This window comes from Pseudohaliea sp., assembly GCF_054552115.1.
Window position 1 is genome coordinate 53,920 of sequence record NZ_JBTOLW010000017.1, and the last position, 21,047, is coordinate 74,966.

Below are 21,047 nucleotides of genomic sequence, written 5' to 3' on the forward strand. Positions count from 1 at the left end.
TCTCCTCGGTCCCTGGGTTGAGTGGCCTCGCCGGGATCAATGACGGAAGTGGCGCATGCCGGTGAAGACCATGGCCATGCCGGCCTCGTCGGCCGCGGCGATGACCTCGTCGTCGCGGATGGAGCCGCCGGGCTGGATCACTGCGGCGATGCCCGCGGCCGCGGCGTTGTCGATGCCGTCGCGGAAGGGGAAGAAAGCATCGGAGGCCATCACCGAGCCGGTGACCGGCAGCCCCGCGTGCTCGGCCTTGATGACGGCGATGCGCGCGGAGTTGACCCGGCTCATCTGCCCGGCGCCGATGCCCACGGTCTGGCCGCCGGCGGCGTAGACAATGGCGTTGGACTTCACGAACTTGGCCACGCGCCAGGCAAACAGCAGGTCCTTCAGCTGCTCGTCGCTCGGCGCGGCCTTCGTCACCACCTTGATGTCGCCGGCGCCCACGGCGCCGAGGTCCCGGTCCTGCACCAGCAGGCCGCCGGTGACGCGCTTGTAGTCCATGGCCGGCACCGGCGCCTGCCACTCGCCGCAGGCCAGCAGGCGCACATTCTTCTTGCCGGCGACGGCCTCGGCGGCGGCCTCGCTCACTGCTGGCGCGACGATCACCTCGACGAACTGCCGCTCGACGATGGCCTTCGCCGTGGCCTCATCGAGCTCCCGGTTCAGGGCGATGATGCCGCCGAAGGCGGATTCCGGGTCCGTGGCGAAGGCGCGCTCGTAGGCGGCCAGCAGGTCGCCGGCCACGGCCACGCCGCAGGGGTTGGCGTGCTTGACGATCACGCAGGCGGGCTCACTGAAGCTCTTCACGCACTCCAGCGCCGCGTCGGTGTCTGCGACGTTGTTGTAGGAGAGCGCCTTGCCCTGCAGCTGCCGCGCGCTGGCGACGCCCGCCTCCGCCGGCCTGGCCTCGCGGTAGAAGGCGGCGCGCTGGTGCGGGTTCTCGCCGTAGCGCATCGTCTCCACCCGGGTGAAGTTGAGGTTCAGGGTGCGCGGGAAGCTCTCGCTGCCGCCGGGTACGCGCTGGCCGAAGTAGTTGGCGATGGCGCTGTCGTAGGCGGCGGTGTGCTCATAGGCGCGGATCGCGAGGTCGAAGCGGGTCTCGAGGCTGGTGGCGCCGTCGCTGGCCTGCATTTCTTCCAGCACGCGGCCGTAGTCGTCGGCGTTCACCACGATGGCCACGTCGCGGTGGTTCTTGGCGGCGGCGCGGACCATGGTCGGCCCGCCGATGTCAATGTTCTCCACGGCGTCCTCGAGGGTGCAGTCCGGCCGCGCGACGGTGGCCTCGAAGGGGTAGAGGTTGACCACCACCATGTCGATGGGGGCGATGCCGTGTTCCGCCATCACGTCGTCGTCGGTGCCGCGGCGGCCGAGGATGCCGCCGTGGATGACCGGGTGCAGGGTTTTCACGCGCCCGTCCATCATCTCCGGGAACCCCGTGTGGTCGGCGACTTCCGTGACCGGGAGCCCCTCGTCGGCGAGGAGCCGGAAGGTGCCGCCGGTGGAGAGAAGGGCGATGCCGAGCTCGGCGAGGCCGCGGGCGAAGTCGACGATGCCGGTCTTGTCGGAAACGCTGATGAGCGCCCGCCGGACGCGGACCGGATGGCTGTCTGTCATGGTGGTGTGCTTCCTCGTGTCAGGGTTCGCCGGAGAGCTTGTACAGGCGCAGCTTCTTGCGCAGCGTGCCGCGGTTGAGGCCCAAGAGGTGCGCGGCGCGGGTCTGGTTGTTGCGGGTATGGCGCATGACTTCCTCGAGCAGTGGCGCCTCCACCTGGGACAGCACCAGCTGGTAGAAGTCCGTCGGCATTTCGCCGTCGATCTCGGCGAGGTACTGCCGCACGGAACTGCGGACCGTGTCGTCGATGGGTGCGGGCGTGGGCGAGGGCGTAGAAGTGGCGGGCGCCTTGCCGGCGCTCTTGTCGCTGCGTTTCGTCATGCTGCCAGGTCCTGCATTGGCCGTTGGGCCGCGAGCTCCGCGAGCATGGCGAGCTGCTCCGCGGGTGCGTCGAGGCGATTGAACTGGCGCCGGGTGTCTGCGGACACGCCGGCTTCGGTGAGGTACCAGCCCACGTGCTTGCGCGCGATGCGGGGGCCGAGAAAGTCGCCGTAAAAGGCATGCAGTGCGGCCAGGTGCTCGCGGAGCACGGTGAACTGGGTGTCGCGGTCCGGGTCCGCCGGCACCGGGCGCCCGCCCAGGCGGGCGGCGACCTGGCCGCAGAGCCAGGGCCGGCCCTGGGCGGCGCGGCCGATCATGACGCCCGCGGCACCGGTGTGGGCGAGCACCGCCGCCGCCTTGGCCGGCGAGTCGATGTCGCCGTTGGCCCAGACGGGGATGTCGACGGCGGCGGCGATGGCGGCGATGGTGTCGTACTCGGCCTCGCCGCCGAAGGCGCAGGCGCGGCTGCGCCCGTGCACCGCGAGGGCGGCGATGCCGGCGTCCTCGGCGATGCGCGCGATGGTGACGCCGTTGCGCCGCTCGGGCGTGGGGCCGGTTCGGATCTTCAGGGTGACGGGTACATCCACAGCCGCGACCACGGCGTGGAGGATCGCCGCCACCAGCGCCTCGTCGGCGAGCAGCGCCGAACCGGCGGCCTTGCGGCAGACCTTCTTCGCCGGGCAGCCCATGTTGATGTCGATGACCTGGGCGCCGAGGGCGACGTTGTAGCGCGCCGCCTCGGCGAGCATGGCGGCGTCCCCGCCGACGATCTGCACGGCCCGCGGCTCGGCCTCGCCATCGTGGCGGCTGCGCAGGCGGCTCTTGCGCGAGTCGCGGAGGGAGGGGTCGGCGGTGACCATTTCGGCGACCGCGTAGCCGGCCCCGAAGCGGGTGCAGAGGCGACGGAAGGGCAGGTCCGTGACGCCGGCCATGGGGGCCAGGGCAACGCGGTTCGCCAGCGTGTAGTCGCCGATGCGGATCATGGGTCAGCCGTCTGCCGGGGGACGGGCGATGATACGCGAGCCCCGCAACTGGTTAAACCCTGACCGCTCAGAAAATCGCCAGGTGCGGCGGTCAGGCCCCGGGCAGTACCCCTCGCAGTACCACCCACCCCTCCTGCTCGCCGGCCACCGCCAGCGGCAGCGAGCCGGCATAGCCCTCGATGAGCGCGTCGGCCTGCGCGGCCAGCAGCCCCGACAGCAGCAGCACCCCGCCGGGGCGCAGGAAGCCGGTGATCACCGGCGCCAGCTCCAGAAGCGGCCCGGCGAGGATGTTGGCGACCACGAGGTCGCAGCGGCCCGCCCAGGGCACGGCGTCGTAGTCGCCGGGCAGGGCGATGGTGAGGTCGTCCAGCGGCACGGCGTTGCGGGTGGCGTTGTCGGCGGTGGCTGCGAGTGCCTGCGGGTCGTTGTCCACGCAGAGCACCGACCCGGCGCCCAGCTTCGCCGCGGCCACGGCGAGGATGCCCGAGCCGCAGCCGTAGTCCACCACCCGTGCGCCGGCGGCGACGGCCCCGGCCAGCTGGCCGAGGCAGAGAGCGGTGGTGGGGTGAGTGCCGGTACCGAAGGCGAGCCCCGGGTCCAGCAGCAGGTTGACCGCGCCCGGGTCCGGCGGCTCGAGCCAGCTCGGGCAGACCCAGAAGCGCGGGCCGAACTGCATGGGCCGGTAGTGCTGCATCCACTCCCGGGTCCAGTCCTTGTCCTCGAGGATCTCGACCCGCGGGGCGGCTTCCTGCGTGAGCGCCGGGTCCAGGCCGGCGAGTACCGTGTCCATGTCGGCATCGGCGGGGAACAGGCCGGTGAGGCGGGTCCGGCGCCAGAGCGGGGTCTCGCCCACGCCAGGCTCCAGCACCGGCTCGTCGGCCTTGTCCCCGAGCGTGTCCTCGAGGGTGACAGCCACCGCGCCGGCGGCGAGGAGGGCGTCCTCGAGGCGGTTGGCCGCGGCGGGCTCCGTGTCCAGCCGCAGCTGCAGCCAGCTCACGCCGCCGCCTGCGTTGCGGTCACTAGTGGTCCTCGAGCTTGCTTTCGAGGTAGTGGATGCTCACGCCGCCGGCCTGGAAGGCGGCGTCGCGCACCAGGTCCCGGTGCAGGGCCGTGTTGGTGCGGATGCCCTGGACGATGAGTTCGTCCAGCGCCTGGCGCATGCGGGCCATGGCGCTGTCGCGGGTCTCGCCGTAGCTGATGATCTTGGCGATGAGCGAATCGTAGAAGGGCGGTACCGTGTAGTTGTCATAGATGTGCGAATCCACCCGGATGCCCGGGCCGCCGGGCGGGTGATAGGTGCTGATGGTGCCCGGCGAGGGCATGAAGGTGTGCGGGTCCTCGGCGTTGATGCGGCACTCGATGGCGTGCCCGCGGAAGCGCACCTCGTCCTGGGTGACGGACAGCGGCAGGCCGCTGGCCACGCGCAGCTGCTCGTGCACGATGTCGATGCCGGTGATCATCTCCGTCACCGGGTGCTCGACCTGGATCCGCGTGTTCATCTCGATGAAATAGAAGCCGCCGTCCTCGTAGAGGAACTCGAAGGTGCCGGCACCGATGTAGCCGATGTCGATGCAGGCCTTCACGCAGGCCTCGGCCACCTGTTCGCGCAGGTGCGCGTCGATGTCCGGCGCCGGGGCCTCCTCGATCACCTTCTGGTGCCGCCGCTGCAGGGAGCAGTCGCGGTCCCCCAGGTGGATGGCGTTGCCCTGGCCGTCGGCGATCACCTGGATCTCGACGTGGCGGGGCTTCTGCAGGAACTTCTCGAGGTAGACCACCTCGGAGCCGAAGGCCGCCCCGGCCTCGGACTTGGTCACCTGCACCGAGTTCAGGAGCGCCGCCTCGTTGTGGACCACACGCATGCCGCGGCCGCCGCCGCCGGCGGCGGCCTTGATGATCACCGGGAAGCCGACCCTGCGCGCGATGGCGACGATCTCGTCCTGGTCGTCCGGCAGCGGGCCGTCGGAGCCCGGCACGGTGGGCACGCCGGCGGCCTTCATGGCGGCGATGGCCGAGACCTTGTCGCCCATGAGGCGGATCGTGTCCGCCTTCGGACCGATGAAGGTAAAGCCGCTTTTCTCCACCTGCTCGGCGAAGTCGGCGTTCTCTGCCAGGAAGCCGTAGCCGGGGTGAATGCCATCGGCGTTGCTGACTTCCGCGGCGCTGATGATCGCCGGCACGTTCAGGTAACTCTGGGAGGAGCCGGCGGGGCCGATGCAGATGGCCTCGTCGGCGAGGCGCACGTGCATGAGCTCCGTGTCGGCGCTCGAGTGCACGGCCACCGTGGGAATGTCGAGCTCTTTGCACGCGCGCAGGATGCGCAGGGCGATCTCGCCGCGGTTGGCGATGAGCACCTTCTCCAGCATGGGCATGGGATTACCTCGTGGCCGTTCGGTCAGACTTTGTTCAGACAATGGAGACGAGCGGCTGGTCAAACTCCACCGGCTCGCCGTTGTCGACGAGGATCGCGGCGACCGTGCCCGACTTGTCCGCCTCGATCTGGTTCATCATCTTCATGGCCTCGACGATACAGAGCACGTCGCCTTCCTTCACCGTCTTGCCCACCTCGATGAACGGGGAGGAGGAAGGCGAGGGCGCCCGGTAGAAGGTGCCGACCATGGGCGAGCGCACCAGGTGGCCTTTCTCCTCCGGCGCCTCGGCGGGCTCCGGGGCGGCCGCGGCGGCCGGCTGCTGCGGCGCGGCCGCGGGAGCGGGCTGGGCCGGCGGCGGGGGCGGGGGCGCGTAGCTGGCGGGGGCGTACTGCATGTTGGACCCGTTGCGGCTGATGCGCACCGATTCCTCCCCTTCCTGGATCTCGATCTCGTCGATGTTCGACTCCTCCAGGAGCTCGATCAGCTTCTTGACCTTGCGAATGTCCATAGCGGCGTTCCTTGCAATCAGTAATCAGTTGTCCAGCTGGCGCAGCGCTGCCTGCAGCGCCAGCTCATAGCCCTGGGCGCCGAGCCCGCAGATGACCCCGCGCGCGAGGTCCGAGAAATAGCTGTGCTGGCGGAAGGGCTCGCGCGCGTGCACGTTCGACAGGTGGACCTCGATGAAGGGGATGGCCACCGCCGCCAGGGCATCGCGCAGGGCGATGCTCGTGTGCGTGAACGCGGCCGGGTTGATGAGGATGAAATCCACCCCCTCGCGGCGGGCATCGTGCACCCGCTCCACCAGTTCCGACTCGGCATTGCTCTGCAGCGACAGCAGGTGGTGCCCCGCATCGCGGGCGACGGCGGCGAGGTGCGTGTCGATGTCGTCGAGGGTCTCGCGCCCATAGACGGCCGGCTCCCGCTCACCGAGGAGGTTCAGGTTGGGACCGTGCAGGACGAGGATGCTGGCCATGGCGCGCGCAAGCCCGGGTTGCTCCAGAAGAGTGCACAGTGTGGATCAGGATGGGGGCGCTGTCCACCGCAACCCGGTTGTTTTAGCGATTTTTCCCGAATTTAGCCGCAGTATCGCGGCAATATATGAGGTGAACACATTGGCCAGGGTCGTCCCCTCAGGTGGATGACAGGCCCGCCAGCGCCTCCAGTACCACCCCCTTGCGCAACAGCTGCGGCAGCACGGCGGGCGCGGCGCCGGGGCGGCCGGGGTAGAGCAGGTAGAGCGGAATGCCCGAGCGGCCCTGGCGGGCGAGGAAGTCGGCGATCGCCGGGTCCCGGTTGGTCCAGTCCGCCACCAGGTAGCGCACGCCGCGCTCGGCGAAGGCGGCCCGGATAGTGTCTGTCTCCAGCACCGTGCGCTCGTTGGCGAGGCAGGTGATGCACCAGTCCGCCGTGAAGTCCACGAATACCGGTGTGCCGGCCGCCTGGGCTTCGCGCACCGCGGCCTCGGACCAGGGGGCGTGGCCCTCGGCCGCGCCCCCGGCGGCCGGCGCCTCGCCGCGGTAGCTGCCTGCCAGTATGGCGGCTGCCAGCGTGAGCAGGGCCGCGCCCCGGCGCCAGCCGCCGGTGCTCCACAGCCAGAGCGCGAGGGCGAGCAGCAGCGCCCCGCCCAGGGCGGCCGCCATCGTATCGACCCCGGCCTGCCGGCCCGCCACCCAGAACAGCCACAGGGCCGTGGCATAGAGCGGGAAGGCGAGCAGCTGCTGCAGCCGCTGCATCCAGGCGCCGGGCCGCGGCAGCAGGCGCCGGGCGATTGCGCTGTGGCCCAGCAGCACCATGGGGGCTGCCATGCCCGCCCCGAGCGCGGCGAACACCGCGAGGCCCACGGCGGCCGGCTGGGTGAGGGCGAAACCGAGGGCCGTGCCCATGAAGGGTGCGGTGCAGGGGCTGGCCACCACCACGGCGAGGGCGCCGGTGAAGAAGGCCCCGCGGTCGCCGCCGTCACTGGCCAGGCTGTTGCCCAGGTTCATGAAGCGCCCGCCGAAGTGCACCAGGCCCGAGAGCGACAGGCCCATGGCCACGAACAGGTAGGCCAGGCCGATGACGAAGCCCGGCGACTGCAGCTGGAAGCCCCAGCCCACGGCCATCCCGGCGCCGCGCAGCGCGATGAGCGCGCCGGCCACCACCAGGAAGCTCACGACGACGCCGGCGCCGTACAGCCAGGCGTGGCGGTGCCGCTCGGCGGGCTCGGCGGCGGCGAAGCCCAGGGCCTTGAGGGAGAGCACCGGGAACACGCAGGGCATGAGGTTGAGGATCAGCCCGCCCAGGGCCGCGAACAGCAGCATGGTCAGGAGGCCGCCCGCACCGCCGGCGGCGGCCCCGGCGGGCGGTGTGACGGGTGCGGTCTGCCCGGGGCGCGGCAGGGCCACTTCACTCACTGCTCCCGTCGCCGTATCGATGCGGAAGGCCTGGTCCCGCGGCGGGTAGCAGAGGCCCGCGTCGGCGCAGCCCTGGGAGCGCACCTGCAGCGTGGCCGTGCCCTCGAGCGGGCGCACCGGCGACAGCGTGATGTCGGCGTTGTCGTAGTAGACCGCCACCTCGCCGAAGAACTCGTCCGTGCGCTCGAGCGCCGGTGGCAGCGCGGCCTCCACCGGCACCTCGCCCCGCGCATCGCTGAGGTCGAAGGCGAACTGGTGCCGGTAGAGGTAGTACGCGGGGGCGATCTGCCAGTACAGGCGCAGCCTGCCGTCGTCCTCAAGCTCCAGCGCCGGCACGTAGGCTTCCTCTACCGGCAGGAAGCCCTGCTCCAGGCTCGCAAAGGGCGAGCCCGCCTGCGGTGCGCCGCCCGTGAGCGGCCCCGGGGCCTGGCCCAGGGCCTGGATAGCCGTCGCGAAAAAGAGCAGCAGGGCGATGAGGGGTGCGCGCATGAAGCGGAAGCCCGGGAGCCAGGAAGGGAGCGCATTGTAGCAGCGCGCAAGCGGGCCCCCAACGCGCCCCGAAGGCCCCGGGATGCTATGATCGGAGCACGGGCGCGGCGTGCGCCCGCCAACGGACTTTTGAGGTTTTCCCCGTGTTTCGACCCCTGGCCTTTCTCACCCTCGGTGCGGCCCTCGCCGCCCCCGCCGTCGCCGACCCCCTCACCCTGGAGGGCGCCTGGGTGCGGGCGCTGCCGCCGACCCAGTCGATGACCGCCGGCTACCTCACCGTGACCAACAACGGCAACGAACCTGCACGCATCGTCGGTGCCGCCGCTAGCGGTGCCGGCCGCACGGAGCTGCACGAGAGCCGATCTGAAAACGGGGCGATGCGCATGGTGCCCGTGGCGACCCTGATTCTCGCCCCCGGCGAGAGCGAAAGCTTTGAACCCGGCGGCCTCCACCTGATGCTGAAGGACCTCGAACGCATGCCCGCCCCCGGCGACAGCGTGCGCCTCTGCCTTATCACCGACGAGGGCGAACCCAGCTGCACCGACGCCGCCGTGCGCCGCGACGCACCGGGCAGCGGCCACCACCACGAGCACTGATCATGGCTGACGAAGACACCATCGACGTAACGCCGAGCAAGCCCGGCCTCGGCCAGCGGCTGCGCAACTTCACCGACGACTACCTGCCCCGGGGCAACTGGCTCCGCTTCGCGGGTATCCTGTTCGCCATCTACGCGGTGATCGTCCTCATCCTCGGCTTCGTCTGGAGCGTGGCGCCGGCGGAGTTCGACGTGAAAGCGAAAACCGCGGAGCTGGTGCCCGCCGGGCGAAGCGACGTGACCGGCGCCGTCACCACCGCAACGCTGATCGGCGTGGTCGACACGCTGCTCGAGAAGCGCGGCGGCTTCCTCTACAACGACCGTCTGCCCCCGGGCCTCTACCTCGACAACATGCCGCACTGGGAGTACGGCGTGCTGCTCCAGAGCCGGGATCTGGGCCGTGCGATGCGCGAGGTGCTGTCGCGCTCGCAGTCCCAATCCCGGGAAGACCCTGACCTTGCTATCGCGGAGCCGCGCCTGAACTTCCAGACCGACAGCTGGCTGCTGCCGCCCTCCGAATCTGAGTACCGCAAGGGCCTCAAGCACTTCCAGAAATACCTGGACCGGCTGGTGGACCCGGAGAGCACCGACGCCCAGTTCTACGCCCGCGCCGACAACCTCCGCGAGTGGCTCTCCATGATCAACGCGCGCCTCGGCAGCCTGTCGCAGCGGCTGGTAGCCAGTGTGGGTCAGCGCCGCCTGAACACGGACCTCGCCGGCGACGCCAGCGCTACCCAGGCCACCAGCGCACCGAGCGAGATGGAGGTGCGCACCCCCTGGACGGAGATCGACGACGTCTTCTACGAGGCCCGCGGCAGCGCCTGGGCGCTCATGCACTTCCTGCGCGCGGCGGAAATCGATTTCGCCGAAGTGCTGGAAAAGAAGAACGCCCGGGTCAGCCTGCAGCAGATCATCCGCGAACTCGAAGGCACCCAGGCCATGGTCTGGAGCCCGTTCATCCTCAACGGCACGGGCTTCGGCCTCCTCGCCAACCACTCGCTGGTGATGGCCTCCTACCTCGCCCGCGCCAACGCGGCGATCATCGACCTGCGCGACCTGCTCGCCCAGGGCTGAGGCGCCCCCGGCTGCCGCGCCCCGGGCCGGCGCCCGCAGGACCCGCGCGGCTAGCGCTTGTAGCGCAGCCGCGTGCCCGTATCGAGGGACAGACGGATCTCCTCCGCCGAGAGCTCCTCCGGGAAGTACGTCCCCGAGAGCTTCGCATCCAGCAGGCTCGCCCCCTCGAGGTTGGTGCTGCGGAAGTCGATGCCCGACAGGTCCGCGTTGCGGAAGTAGGAATCCGAGAAATCCAGCCCCGCGGCGTTCATGTTGCGCAGGTCGCGCCCGCGGTAGTCACCGCTCTTCAGCTGGCTCGTATCCAGCTTGTCGCGCTGCTCGTTGAAGCCCTTGATGTCCTCCTGGCGCAGGAGCTGGTAGAGAGGGTCGGATTTGATGACGGGTTTGGTCATGGGTGCTTCCAATGCTGGGTCGATAGCCATTCGGGTGTTAGCTTACGGCAGTGGCAGGGGGAAACCTAGGCATAGGTCTCGGGGAACCCGCCGGCACGGTCAATGCACTCAAACCTTCCGCCCCATGGGAGCCGACATGGCGTCAGAATCGGATAAGAAACGCGACTCCCGCTACCTGGGTGCCGGCCTTGCGATCGGCATCGGCGTCGGCCTCGCCCTGGGGTCGGCAATGGACAACGTGGGCGCGGGCCTGGCCATTGGCATCGCCGTGGGGATCGCGCTGGGCAGTGGGATGCAGCGCAGGAAAGGTTCAGCTAGCGAAACGGATAGCTAGCGACTTGTGCGGTGATCGCTGCCGCTAACTCCAACCCGGTCCGGGCGCGCGCAGGTCAGCATCCGACAGGTCGGCGCCGCGAAAGTAGGCATCCGCGAAATCCAGCCCTGCAGCATTTATGTCGCGCAGGTGTCGACTGCGGTAGTCACCGCCTTTCAGCTGGCTCCTATCCAGCCCGCCACGCTGCTCGTTGAAGCCCTTGATGTCCCCCTGGCGGAGGAGTTGGTAGAGGGTGGCCGGGTTTGATGACGGGAATGGTCATGGGATGTTTCCGGGGTTTACTTGCTGGGTACGTGCCATTGCTTAGGGGAGCGGCTGCGGGAAGCCTGGGCGCGTGGGGCTGAGGCCCTTTTTCACTGGCAGGATGTCAATCAGCCGTAAGAGATGGCCGCAAGCTTTTGAATTGATTGTGATGTACCGATCACCTCCTGAATGAAACCTGGGTGATGGATAGACCGGACAGGCAGCGGTGAACAGCCGGTGCTATCTTTGGCCTTGTGCTAAGGCATTGATTTTATTGGGCGAGACGGCATGCGGGGTTTGGTGTGACGGAAGCTAACAGGCGTGGTGATAGGCGGACCGGTCCGGTTACTTAGCTGTTATGTGCTCAGGAGCAGCTAGTGACAGTTAACTGGCAAAACCTAGCTGTGGCTTCCTCGTGTCTGCTGGAAAATGAACGACTTTGTGGCCGGAAAACATTCATTGACGAGGCCAGTCTAGTGCGTGTCGGTGCTCAGTTTATTCAAGCAAGCACTCAGTTTGTGCTCGATCCAGAGCATAATCACCCTGACTTACCTGGCAATCAAAGGTTCGATCTCCTCGGCCGGAGTGAGCGGGCAAAACCCGCCCGATTCCTTGCGGAAGCAAAATGGATACGCTCGGGTGGTGGAGTAAGAAATTGGCCTGCAGAATTAACAAAGGATATTTTCCGACTTGAATCTGTAATAACAGATGTTGAATCCGCAACAGAACGCGCGCTAATTGTTGGAGGGATTCGCCGGTCTCTTGAGGCAAAATTCCTGAATGTCACAGTTCGTGCCGGGGGAGGCATGGCTAGAGTTCCAGTCTTACCTCATATCCTCCAGCCGCGCGTCTCTGGAAACAGTTATCCGTACAACCAGGTAAGAGTGCCAATTCGTGAATGTACAGCCGGAATGAAGCAGTTTTGGTTTCAACGTGCGCAGGATTGGGGAGGCGATTTACCAATCAGTTACCAGTGCTCACTTGCAGGTCGGCATCGTGCGAGCCGGAGCCAAGATAGTGTAGAGGTCTGGGTCTGGTTAATCCGACGTAGCCGGAATAGAGGAGCATTTGATGCGGTGGAAAAATTTGGCTGCACATAACAAACCGCTCAAGCCGTTTCGGCTTCGCCTCCACCGGGACGCGCCAAGGCGCGCCGCTTAGCTAAGACGTTAGCTTGAAAAGATGTGACCAACTCTTGAATCGAATAACGACGTTATGAAAGTCACAAGCATCGCAATCAGAAATTTCCGGCGCTTAGAGCACGTTGCTATCGGACTTGAAGAAGATGAAACTGTTTTTGTCGGTCCGAATAACAGCGGAAAAACATCGGTGGCAGCCGCATTCCGCTGTTTTCTAGGAGGAAAAGACTTCAAGTTGGCTGACCTTTCGGTTTCCAAAGTTACTGCTATTAACGCGTTTGGTGAGGGCGGCGACGCGGAAAGCCTACCAACAATCGAGCTGGACCTTTGGTTTTCGATTGATCCTAATCATATCTCGTTTGGGCGAGCATTTACTCTGCTACCAGAGCTGTCGGATGAACTCGATAAGGTTGGCATCCGGCTGAAGTACCAACCACGTGACCCCGGAAAAATGCGCGCGGAGTATTCCGCAGCATATCCAACATCAGAAGTCGATGGAAAAAGAACTCGGACTCTTTCCCAGTTTCTGGACATTGATACAAATCTGAGAAAGCACTACGAAATCGCATACTATTCGCTTGATGATCGTGACCTAGAACCCGTAGAGACCCTGCTAGATAGCAAAGATGGAAAATCTATGCTCAGAGGCTTACTGAGGGTTGATTTCGTCGATGCTCAACGGAGTGTAAATGATGATGAGGCGAGCAGAAGTAGCCGCTTATCAACTGCATTCTCTGCCTTCTACAAAAAGAATCTGGAGCAGCTTGAAGCCAAGCAGACAGCCTTCCAGGTGATCGATGAGAATAACCAAAAACTCACCGACCATTATGAAACGCACTTTAGTGGCCTGATGGAAGTTATCAAGGGACTTGGTGTGCCCTCCATAAATGACCGGATTCTCAAAATTGTTTCTTCACTGAGCCCTGAAGAGGCGCTTCAGGGCAATACTGACCTGATATATATAGATGAAGCCCGTCAGCATGAATTGCCGGAATCCTATAATGGATTGGGCTTCAAGAACCTTATATACATGGCGATCCAGATTAGCCATTTCCATTTGCAGTGGATGCGAACCGAACAGAATCGCCAGCTCTGTCAGTTAATCTGCATTGAAGAGCCAGAAGTTCATCTGCACGCACAGGTTCAGCAGACGTTCATCGAGAATATCTGGAAAATTATATCTAACGCTGCATGTACTGAAGAGAAACCCGAGCTCGTGCCCCAGTTCGCAGTGTCTACGCATTCCTCCCATATCTTGGACGCAGTGGATTTTGAGAAGGTTCGCTACTTTGAACGTTGCGAACTTGAGGGTGAAGACCGTCAGGCCGTGAGGACATTTAATGCATCCAGAGTGCATAGTCTTCGCAGTTTTGATCCGGGGCCGGTACAGGCTATGGGAAGACAAATCAATTCCGAGGAAGCTAAGCGGTTCCTTCTTCGCTACCTGAAGTTGTCACACTGCGATTTATTTTTTGCGGATGCCGCAATCTTGGTGGAGGGAACCGTAGAAAAGCTACTGCTCGCCAAAATGGTTGAGAAAACAGCGCCTGCGCTACGTACCAAGTACCTTTCTATCCTAGAGGTTGGCGGGGCATATGCGCACCGCTTTGAAAGTCTCCTCAGTTTCCTCAATATCCCGCATCTAGTTATCACCGACCTGGATTCCGTCGCCCCTGAAGGAAGGCATCCAGCGCGTCGAGGCGATCATCCTGGTGCTCTGACCTCCAATGCCTCTTTGAAAAAGTACTTCGACATCGACACGGTGCAGGAGCTACTAGTCCTTACTGAAAAGCAGAAACAGTGCGAGATGAAAGACCGGTGTGTAGCGTTTCAGGTAGGAATCAACGTCGAGGAAAATGGGCAGACACTCACAATGATACCCAGAACAATAGAAGAAGCGTTTGCCTACGATAACTTTGCCTTGCTGCGTGGCGGGGCATTGGGCATTGGGGTAGATGTGCCAAATGACTTGGACGAAGCTTATCAGGCCATCTTCGAGAGAGTGAAGTCACCAAGCTTTAAGAAAACCGATTTTGCACTGGATGTGTTGGCTTCGGAGGTGAATTGGCAAACACCTGGATATATTGAAGAGGGGCTGCATTGGCTTGAGCAGCGCCTGGCCAAAGTCGAGCAAGAGCAGTCTTTAACGGATGATTGATATGTCGGAACGGATTCAGACTGAAGCAGATGAGAAAGTGGCAGAATGTCTTAATGATCAGCGAAGCTTCGCTATAATCGCCGGGGCGGGTTCTGGGAAGACTTCGTCGCTCATTGATGCGCTTAATTTAGTTCGTGCCAACTACGGCGTTGAACTTCAAGCAAATGGCCAGCGGGTCGCTTGCATTACATACACCAAGCGTGCCGTGGAAGTTATTTCAACTCGTTTAGGCTTTGACGATCTCTTTGTTGTCTCAACACTTCATAGCTTTTTGTGGGGCGAGATCAAAACATTTACCAAGGATATCCGAAATGCGTTACGCGAATCACGCATACCACAGCTCATCGCCAAGGCAGCTGAGAAGGATAATGGCGGCAAAAGTAAGACAGCGCTTAAAGCGAGGGAAAAAGCTGCAAGGCTCGCTGAGGACCTGCGAAAACTGGACGAGGTGACTTCGTTCCAATACGACGATGCTGTTTATAGTAACTACAAAGAAGGAAAGTTGAGTCATGACGATGTCATCGAGATTGCTGGCTATTTACTGAAGGACAAAGCAGTTTTTCGTAAGGCATTCGGATACCGGTATCCATTCATTTTTGTCGATGAAGCCCAAGACACCTTCCCTGTTATTGTTGACGCCCTCAATGAACTCGCTGGAGACGATGGGCTTCCAGTGGTGGGGTACTTTGGAGATCCGTGGCAGCAAATCTACGATCAACGCGCAGGAGATTTTCAGCCACCTGAAGGCGGAGAGGTTATAAAGAAAGCTGAGAATTTTCGCTGTTCGGAAAGCGTAATTTCTTTTCTGAATGCGTTCCGCAAAGACGTGCAGCAGTACCCCGCTGGGAAGAACAAGGAAAGACAGGGAAGTGTAGAAATTACGCTAATTGAAGCTGAAGATCCTGAAATTACGGGAAGAGTAAAGCGATACTCGGAGGAACAAATCGACCGTGCGCTGCTACGTATGGACCATGCGCTCGAAGCGTGGGGCTGGGTTGGACGAAACGACGTTATTAGGCTTTTTTTAGCGAGACAAATGATTGCTCGACGTTTGGGATTCGTACGACTACATAAGTTGTTTACGGGGCCATATGCATCAACAAGTGCGCAAGACGACTATGAGTCGGGAGAACACTTTCTACTTAAGCCAATAGTGACTGCGGTTTGGCCTCTTATCGAAGCTCACCGGAATGGAGATCATCGTCAGGTTGTTGATCTGTTAAGGACTATTGGTCCGGCATTTGATGTTCGGGGAAAGAACCAATATCGGTCGTTGAAAGAAATGGTGGAATTATCTAAACAGGTGGTGGAGGGACTCGATGAGATATGGGCTAATCATAAAGTGAAAGATGTATACGAGTATTGTCAGCAACATGAGCTTATCAGGGTCTCAGAGCGCTTAAGCGAAAACTTAGCCAGAGATCCGAGAGATGAAGAATATAATGAAGAGGCTTTTGGTCTTGATAAGGGTGATTGGCTGTGCGACGAATTTTTCGCAATGCAAACAACAGAACTTGTAGCGTATTGCGATTTCATCCAAGAAAACACTGCATACAGTACACAGCATGGCGTAAAGGGCGAGGAATACTCTGATGTGCTGGTCGTATTTGATGACATAGAAGCTGCTTGGAACAATTACAGCTTCTCGAAGCTGCTAACCCCTGGTGCATCGGGTGAACCAACAGAGGGACAATACCGGAGAAGCCAAAAGCTAGCCTATGTTTGCTTCTCTAGGGCTGAAGAAAACCTCAGGATTCTGTTCTATACCAACAACGTTCTTGCTGCAAAGCAGGAGCTTATTCAACAGAAACTGTTTTCAGAAGCGGATATCGGTGTCATTGCTTAGGTGGCAAATATATGCACAAGCTAACAAGCAAAAGCAGTCGGACGCATAAATGCGCCGCTGTTTTGAGCGTTAAGGCTATAGGTGGTGTTCGGTGCTATTTGAAACCTACGGACCGTATCGGTTAGGGCGGAACGCCAACGGGCTTCTTGCTGCAACCGCGTCGGATCGACGCAAGTTCTGGCATTCAGTCGAGGAGGAAGTCCCGGGCCTCTCTTACGCTTGCGGCTGCTACATCTTCTCCATCAGGGCTTCCCGCGGAGCCAAGCCGTGGTATGTGGGCAAGGCCGAGAAGTCTTCCTTCCGCCAGGAATGCCTGACCGCTCACAAGATCAATCATTTCAATCAGGCAATCGCCGGGCGGCGGGGTTACCCCGAGCTGACGCTGCTGGCCCAGATTACGCCGCGCGACAAGTTCAGGAAGCCCACGAACGCCAGGCGGGCATCGATTCGTGAGTTGGAAACCATGTTGATCGGGATGGGTATCTCGAGGAACCGGGACTTGCTGAATATCCAGAAGACGAGAATGCTGAGGGAGCTTTCGGTGCGCGGGGTCCTGAACACGGACCGGCTGGCAACAAGCGGGCCGGCCAAGGCTTTGAGAGATCTCCTTGGCCAGTGAGCCTGAAAGAGCCGCGCAAGGTATGCCAGCCTGTTCGAACTGCAGTGTGCGAGACAGGGCTGGCTGGTTTTCCCCCGCGTTGACCGAGGTTCAAGTGACTGCCACAGGAGATTTGAGGCGTGAGCGAAGAAGCTATCGACTGGACCGACTTCCAAAAGGTCGAGTTACGGGTGGGCACCATCATCGAGGTCCAGGACTTCCCCGAAGCCCGAAAGCCCGCCTACAAGCTGCGCATCGACTTCGGCGACGAATTCGGCATCAAGCATTCCAGCGCCCAGATCACGGACCTCTACGCGAAGGAAGACCTGCTCGGCAAGCAGGTGCTCGCCGTCGTCAACTTCCCGCCCAAGCAGATCGGCCCCTTTATGTCCGAGTGCCTGGTAACGGGCGTCCACCGGGAGGATGGTACCGTGGTGCTGGTCAGCCCTGAAATGGCCGTCCCTAACGGTACCCGCCTAGCCTAACAATACGCGGTTGGCGCGGCGGGTGACCTTGCGCTCTTCGTGCCGGCTGATTACCTCCGGGGTAAGGCTTTTCGGGCTGTCTGTGAGTCCGTTGACGCTGGCCAGCTCCTCGACGGCGCGTGATCATACCGAAGCGCCCTAAGCGGGCTGCCCCGGCAGCACTTACAATGCGTCCTTTGTCGCTGCCGGCGCTATAACATCCTGATGCTAACCGCGTTGCTGTTTATTACCCGAAAACGTTCCCGCGGGAACGTCTCTCCCCCGGCGTGACCCGGCAGCTCACCGGTTGCCTGCTGTCCCGCCAGTGGCGGGACGTCGCCGGCGGGGTGGCCATCGACTTCTGGTTCGCCACGGAAGAGGGGCCACTCTGCGCCCACATCACCGGCGAGCAGAGCGTCTTCTTTCTCCCGGCGGCACAGTGGCCTGAGGCAGAGCGGGTGCTGGCCGGTGAGCGAGGGTTCACTTCCGGCGAGCCCGAGCTGCGCGATTTCTCGCGCCGCCCGGTACGCGCCCTCTACTTTCCCGGCCACCGCCAGGCCCGGGAGGCATCGCGCCGCCTCCTCGATGCGGGGCTGGAGCCGCTGGAGGCGGACCTCAACCCGGCGGACCGCTACCTGATGGAGCGCTTCATCACCGGGGCGGCCACGCTCGAAGGCAGGGTCGAGCGCTCGGGGGGCCACCTCGTCATGCGCTCGCCCCGCCTGCGCCCGGCGGACTACCGGCCCGAACTGCGGATCGCGTCCATTGATATCGAGACGGCCATGGAGGGGCTGGAGCTCTACTCCATCGCCGTGCACGGCACCGGGCCGGGCGGGGTGGAGGAGCGGCGGGTATTCCTGCGCGGGCCGGGGACGGGGCAGGCCGTGGTGCAGGCGTTCCCCTCGGATCGCGAGGTGTTGCTGGCCTTCCTCGACTGGCTCGCCGTCTTCGACCCGGACGTGATCACCGGCTGGAACGTCATCAACTTCGACCTGCGCTTCCTGCAGCGCCTGGCGGACCGGCTGGGCGTATCGCTACGGCTCGGCCGTGACGGCCGGCCGCCGCACTGGCGGCCGCTGGATGACGACGGCGAGCGCCATGCGCTGCAGGTGACCGGGCGCCTGGTGATCGACGGGCCCGAGTGGCTGCGGGCCGCGTTCTACCGCTTCGAGAGCTTTGCGCTCGATAACGTGGCTAAGGAACTGCTCGGCGAGGGCAAGCTGCTGCACGGGCCCGAGCGCGGCGAGGAGATCGGCCGGCTGTTCCGGGAGGACCGGGCGCGGCTGGTGGACTACAACCTGCGCGACTGCGAGCTGGTGAGCTGGATCCTGGAGAAGACCGGGCTCATCCCGTTCTGCCTGGCGCGCAGCAACCTGACCGGGCTGGCGGCGGACCGCTCCGGCGGCTCGGTGGCGGCCTTCGACTTTCTCTACCTGCCGCGGCTGCACCGCCGCGGCTTCGTGGCGCCGGTGGCCGCGAGCACGGCGCCGGATGCGCCCGGGGGCTTCGTGCTCGATTCGCGCCCCGGGCTCTACCGCCACGTGCTGGTGCTGGACTTCAAGAGCCTGTACCCGAGCATCATCCGCACCTTCGCCATCGACCCGCTCGGCCTGGTGCTGGCGGCTGACTCCACGCTGCCGGCCGCCGACTCCGTGCCCGGCTTCCGCGGTGTGCGCTTCGCCCGCGAGGGCCATATCCTGCCGGACCTCATCGAGCGGCTCTGGGCCCAGCGCGACGCGGCCAAGCAGGCCGCGGATGCGCCGCTGTCCCAGGCGATCAAGATCATCATGAACGCCTTCTACGGCGTGCTCGGCTCCCCGGGCTGCCGCTTTTTCGATCCGCGCCTCGCCGCCTCCATCACCCTGCGCGGCCACGAGATCCTGCAGCGCACGAAGGACCGCATCGAGGCCGCGGGCCACACGGTGATCTACGGCGACACGGACTCGGTGTTCGTCTGGATCGAGGAGGCGGAAGACGATGCGGCCGCCGAAGCGGCCGGGCGCGAGCTGGAGGCCACATTGAACGCCTGGTGGCGGCAGACGCTGCAGGCGGAGTTCGCCGTGGAGTCCCGGCTGGAGCTGGAGTTCGAAACGCATTACCGGCACTTCCTCATGCCCACGGTGCGCGGCTCGGAGAAGGGCAGCAAGAAGCGCTACGCGGGGCTGGTGGCGGATGGCGAAGGCGGTGACCGGCTGGTATTCAAGGGCCTGGAGAACGTGCGCTCGGACTGGACGCGCCTGGCCCGGCAGGTGCAGGAGGAACTGTACGGCCGCATTTTCCGCGACGAGCCCTGGGAGGACTGGCTGCGCGCCGAGGTGGCGGCGGTGCGCGCCGGCGAGCGCGACGACGAACTCGTCTACCGCAAGCGCCTGCGCCGCCGCCTGGACGACTACCAGCGCAACGTGCCGCCGCACGTGCAGGCCGCGCGTCTCGCCGTGGAGCGGGGCCTGCGCAAGCCGCACCGGGGCGGCGCCGTGCGCTACGTGATCACCACCGCGGGCGCCGAGCCGGCGGACGATCCGCGCGCCCCGCTGGATTACCAGCACTACATCGACCGGCAGCTGGCACCGGTGGCCGACGGCATGCTGCACGCCCTCGGCACCTCCTTCGCCGAGGTGGTGGACGCGCAGTACGCGCTCTTCTAGTCGCCGAAGAACTCTTCGCGCAGCGCCGTGTATTCGTGCGATGCCAGCCGCGGGCCGTACTGCGAGACCACCTTGCCGGCGGCGAGGCTGGCGAAGCGGCCGGCGGTGGGGAAGTCCTCGCCGCGAGTGATGGCGTAGAGGAAGGCCCCGGCGAACATGTCCCCGGCGCCGTTGGTGTCCACCGCGTGCACCTTGTGCACGGGAATCTCGTGCGCATCCTGCCCGTCGTGGCAGAGCGCGCCATCGCCGCCGCGGGTGATGACGAACTGCTTCGCCGTCGCCTTCATGCGTTCCACGGCCACGGCCAGGTCGTCCGCGCCGGTCCAGTTGAGCGCCTCGTCGCCGTTGGCGAACACCAGGTCCACGCCGTCGCCGACCATCTCGGCCAGCCCGTCGCGGAAGTGCTCGACGATACCCGGGTCCGCGAAGCTGATGGCCACCTTCACGCCCGCCGCCTCGGCCAGCTGCCGCGCGCGGATGGCGGCGGCCCGGCCGGTGGGGGAGGTGACGAGGTAGCCCTCGATGTACAGGTACTCGGAGGCGGCCAGCGCCTCCGGGTCCAGCTCGTCGACGGAGAGCGTCTCGGAAACGCCGAGGAACGTGTTCATGCTGCGCTCGGCATCCGGGGTGATCAGCACGAGGCACTTGCCGGTGGTGCCGCCGCAGCGCTGGCCCTTGAGCGGGTGCTCGACGCCCGCGGCCTCGAGGTCCGCCAGGTAGAGGTCGCCGTCGGCGTCGCCGGAGACTTTACAGGTCATGAAGGTCGGCCCGCCGAACTGCGCCGTGGCGATCATGCTGTTGCCGGCGCTGCCGCCGCTGGCGTGGTTGGCCTTGATCAGGTGCCCGCGCAGCCCGTCGAGCAGCTCGCCCTGGCGCGCCTCGTCCACCAGGGTCATGAGTCCTTTTTCCACGCCGAGCTTTCCGAGCTCGTCGTCGGTGACCTTGATTTCCGTATCGAGGAGCGCAGCCCCCATGCCGTAGACCCGGTATTTCTTCATCGTCGATCCGTGTTCCTGCCGCAAAGCTCGCCATTATCCTGATCCGGTTGTTTCGGTGCCACTACCGGGGCCACTAGTCATGGCCAGCTGCCAGTAGTACCGGCCCGGCCGGTGGGCTAAGGGGTGCCGGGACCGCAAAAGCGCCATCCATGGCAGCTCGACAGCGGACATCCATGTCCGCTGACGCCCCGTCACCCCTTAGCCCACCGCCCGGGCCTCTGCAGTGCCAGCGGCAATGCCGCCAGAAATGCCGGAACTCAGGCCTTGCAGGAAACATGACGCCGGTAGGGGCGGGCGTGGGGAGAGGGGGGGGCGGAAAACGCGAGGGAAGGGGGACGAGCCCAAAACCCCCCCCATGGCCTTTTTTTTTTTTCTTACCCCCCCCTTCCCCCACCCC

General features: G+C 64.2%; 20 protein-coding genes. 9 read left to right on the top strand and 11 right to left on the bottom strand.

Going from position 1 to position 21,047, the window contains the following annotated elements:
* Positions 1–36 precede the first annotated feature (36 nt).
* The 8 genes from purH to ACX93N_RS09925 all read right to left on the bottom strand — a co-directional run bounded on the left by purH (position 37) and on the right by ACX93N_RS09925 (position 8,164).
* On the bottom strand, positions 37–1,611 hold the full coding sequence (purH, locus tag ACX93N_RS09890) for a bifunctional phosphoribosylaminoimidazolecarboxamide formyltransferase/IMP cyclohydrolase (protein WP_459428251.1): 1,575 nt from the start codon (positions 1,609–1,611) through the stop codon (positions 37–39).
* Positions 1,612–1,630: 19 nt separating this feature from the next.
* Complete coding sequence (gene fis, locus ACX93N_RS09895) at positions 1,631–1,930, bottom strand: DNA-binding transcriptional regulator Fis (RefSeq protein WP_459428252.1); 300 nt, start codon at positions 1,928–1,930, stop codon at positions 1,631–1,633.
* A complete protein-coding gene (gene dusB / locus ACX93N_RS09900; RefSeq protein ID WP_459428253.1) occupies positions 1,927–2,913 on the bottom strand; it encodes a tRNA dihydrouridine synthase DusB in 987 nt (328 codons plus the stop codon). The genes fis and dusB overlap by 4 nt, the downstream gene beginning before the upstream one ends.
* A 91-nt stretch (positions 2,914–3,004) precedes the next feature.
* Positions 3,005–3,910: a 50S ribosomal protein L11 methyltransferase gene (gene prmA, locus ACX93N_RS09905; RefSeq protein ID WP_459428254.1), complete on the bottom strand. Its 906-nt coding sequence runs from the start codon at positions 3,908–3,910 to the stop codon at positions 3,005–3,007.
* A gap of 22 nt (positions 3,911–3,932) precedes the next feature.
* A complete protein-coding gene (accC, locus tag ACX93N_RS09910; RefSeq protein ID WP_459428271.1) occupies positions 3,933–5,276 on the bottom strand; it encodes an acetyl-CoA carboxylase biotin carboxylase subunit in 1,344 nt (447 codons plus the stop codon).
* A 40-nt stretch (positions 5,277–5,316) separates the two neighbouring features.
* Complete coding sequence (gene accB / locus ACX93N_RS09915; RefSeq protein ID WP_459428255.1) at positions 5,317–5,790, bottom strand: acetyl-CoA carboxylase biotin carboxyl carrier protein; 474 nt, start codon at positions 5,788–5,790, stop codon at positions 5,317–5,319.
* 24 nt (positions 5,791–5,814) lie between these two features.
* Positions 5,815–6,255, bottom strand: coding sequence for a type II 3-dehydroquinate dehydratase (gene aroQ / locus ACX93N_RS09920; RefSeq protein ID WP_459428256.1), 441 nt, complete (start codon positions 6,253–6,255; stop codon positions 5,815–5,817).
* Between the two features lie 157 nt (positions 6,256–6,412).
* The gene (locus tag ACX93N_RS09925; protein ID WP_459428257.1) at positions 6,413–8,164 is read right to left on the bottom strand and encodes a protein-disulfide reductase DsbD family protein; all 1,752 of its coding nucleotides are present in this window, start codon (positions 8,162–8,164) and stop codon (positions 6,413–6,415) included.
* 143 nt (positions 8,165–8,307) lie between these two features.
* Here ACX93N_RS09925 and ACX93N_RS09930 point away from each other — a divergent pair, with 143 nt between their 5' ends.
* Both ACX93N_RS09930 and ACX93N_RS09935 read left to right on the top strand, forming a co-directional pair.
* On the top strand, positions 8,308–8,760 hold the full coding sequence (locus ACX93N_RS09930; RefSeq protein WP_459428258.1) for a copper chaperone PCu(A)C: 453 nt from the start codon (positions 8,308–8,310) through the stop codon (positions 8,758–8,760).
* Positions 8,761–8,762: 2 nt separating this feature from the next.
* The gene (locus ACX93N_RS09935; protein WP_459428259.1) at positions 8,763–9,833 is read left to right on the top strand and encodes a DUF2333 family protein; all 1,071 of its coding nucleotides are present in this window, start codon (positions 8,763–8,765) and stop codon (positions 9,831–9,833) included.
* 50 nt (positions 9,834–9,883) lie between these two features.
* Here the strand turns inward: ACX93N_RS09935 and ACX93N_RS09940 are convergent, their stop codons facing one another.
* Positions 9,884–10,225 carry a pentapeptide repeat-containing protein gene (locus ACX93N_RS09940; RefSeq protein WP_459428260.1) on the bottom strand — a complete coding sequence of 114 codons (342 nt, stop codon included), beginning with the start codon at positions 10,223–10,225 and terminating at the stop codon, positions 9,884–9,886.
* A gap of 136 nt (positions 10,226–10,361) precedes the next feature.
* Between ACX93N_RS09940 and ACX93N_RS09945 the strand changes: the two genes are divergently transcribed.
* Positions 10,362–10,559, top strand: coding sequence for a hypothetical protein (locus ACX93N_RS09945; RefSeq protein ID WP_459428261.1), 198 nt, complete (start codon positions 10,362–10,364; stop codon positions 10,557–10,559).
* Between the two features lie 24 nt (positions 10,560–10,583).
* On the opposite strand, the gene ACX93N_RS09950 is transcribed toward ACX93N_RS09945, so the two are convergent.
* Positions 10,584–10,763 carry a pentapeptide repeat-containing protein gene (locus tag ACX93N_RS09950; protein ID WP_459428272.1) on the bottom strand — a complete coding sequence of 60 codons (180 nt, stop codon included), beginning with the start codon at positions 10,761–10,763 and terminating at the stop codon, positions 10,584–10,586.
* 416 nt (positions 10,764–11,179) lie between these two features.
* On the opposite strand from ACX93N_RS09950, the gene ACX93N_RS09955 reads away from it, so the two are divergent.
* From ACX93N_RS09955 to ACX93N_RS09980, 6 genes are all read left to right on the top strand, one after another.
* The gene (locus tag ACX93N_RS09955; protein WP_459428262.1) at positions 11,180–11,902 is read left to right on the top strand and encodes a hypothetical protein; all 723 of its coding nucleotides are present in this window, start codon (positions 11,180–11,182) and stop codon (positions 11,900–11,902) included.
* Positions 11,903–12,017: 115 nt separating this feature from the next.
* Positions 12,018–14,099 carry an ATP-dependent nuclease gene (locus ACX93N_RS09960; protein WP_459428263.1) on the top strand — a complete coding sequence of 694 codons (2,082 nt, stop codon included), beginning with the start codon at positions 12,018–12,020 and terminating at the stop codon, positions 14,097–14,099.
* Positions 14,092–15,945 (top strand): UvrD-helicase domain-containing protein, encoded by a 1,854-nt coding sequence (locus tag ACX93N_RS09965; protein ID WP_459428264.1) that lies wholly within the window; start codon positions 14,092–14,094, stop codon positions 15,943–15,945. The genes ACX93N_RS09960 and ACX93N_RS09965 overlap by 8 nt, the downstream gene beginning before the upstream one ends.
* Before the next feature lie 91 nt (positions 15,946–16,036).
* A complete protein-coding gene (locus ACX93N_RS09970; protein ID WP_459428265.1) occupies positions 16,037–16,564 on the top strand; it encodes a hypothetical protein in 528 nt (175 codons plus the stop codon).
* Between the two features lie 119 nt (positions 16,565–16,683).
* Positions 16,684–17,028 (top strand): tRNA-binding protein, encoded by a 345-nt coding sequence (locus ACX93N_RS09975; protein WP_459428266.1) that lies wholly within the window; start codon positions 16,684–16,686, stop codon positions 17,026–17,028.
* Positions 17,029–17,294: 266 nt separating this feature from the next.
* Positions 17,295–19,652: a DNA polymerase II gene (locus tag ACX93N_RS09980; protein WP_459428267.1), complete on the top strand. Its 2,358-nt coding sequence runs from the start codon at positions 17,295–17,297 to the stop codon at positions 19,650–19,652.
* Here ACX93N_RS09980 and ACX93N_RS09985 read toward each other — a convergent pair.
* Positions 19,649–20,650 carry an adenosine kinase gene (locus ACX93N_RS09985; RefSeq protein WP_459428268.1) on the bottom strand — a complete coding sequence of 334 codons (1,002 nt, stop codon included), beginning with the start codon at positions 20,648–20,650 and terminating at the stop codon, positions 19,649–19,651. The two genes, ACX93N_RS09980 and ACX93N_RS09985, sit on opposite strands and share 4 nt — an antisense overlap.
* Positions 20,651–21,047: the final 397 nt, after the last annotated feature.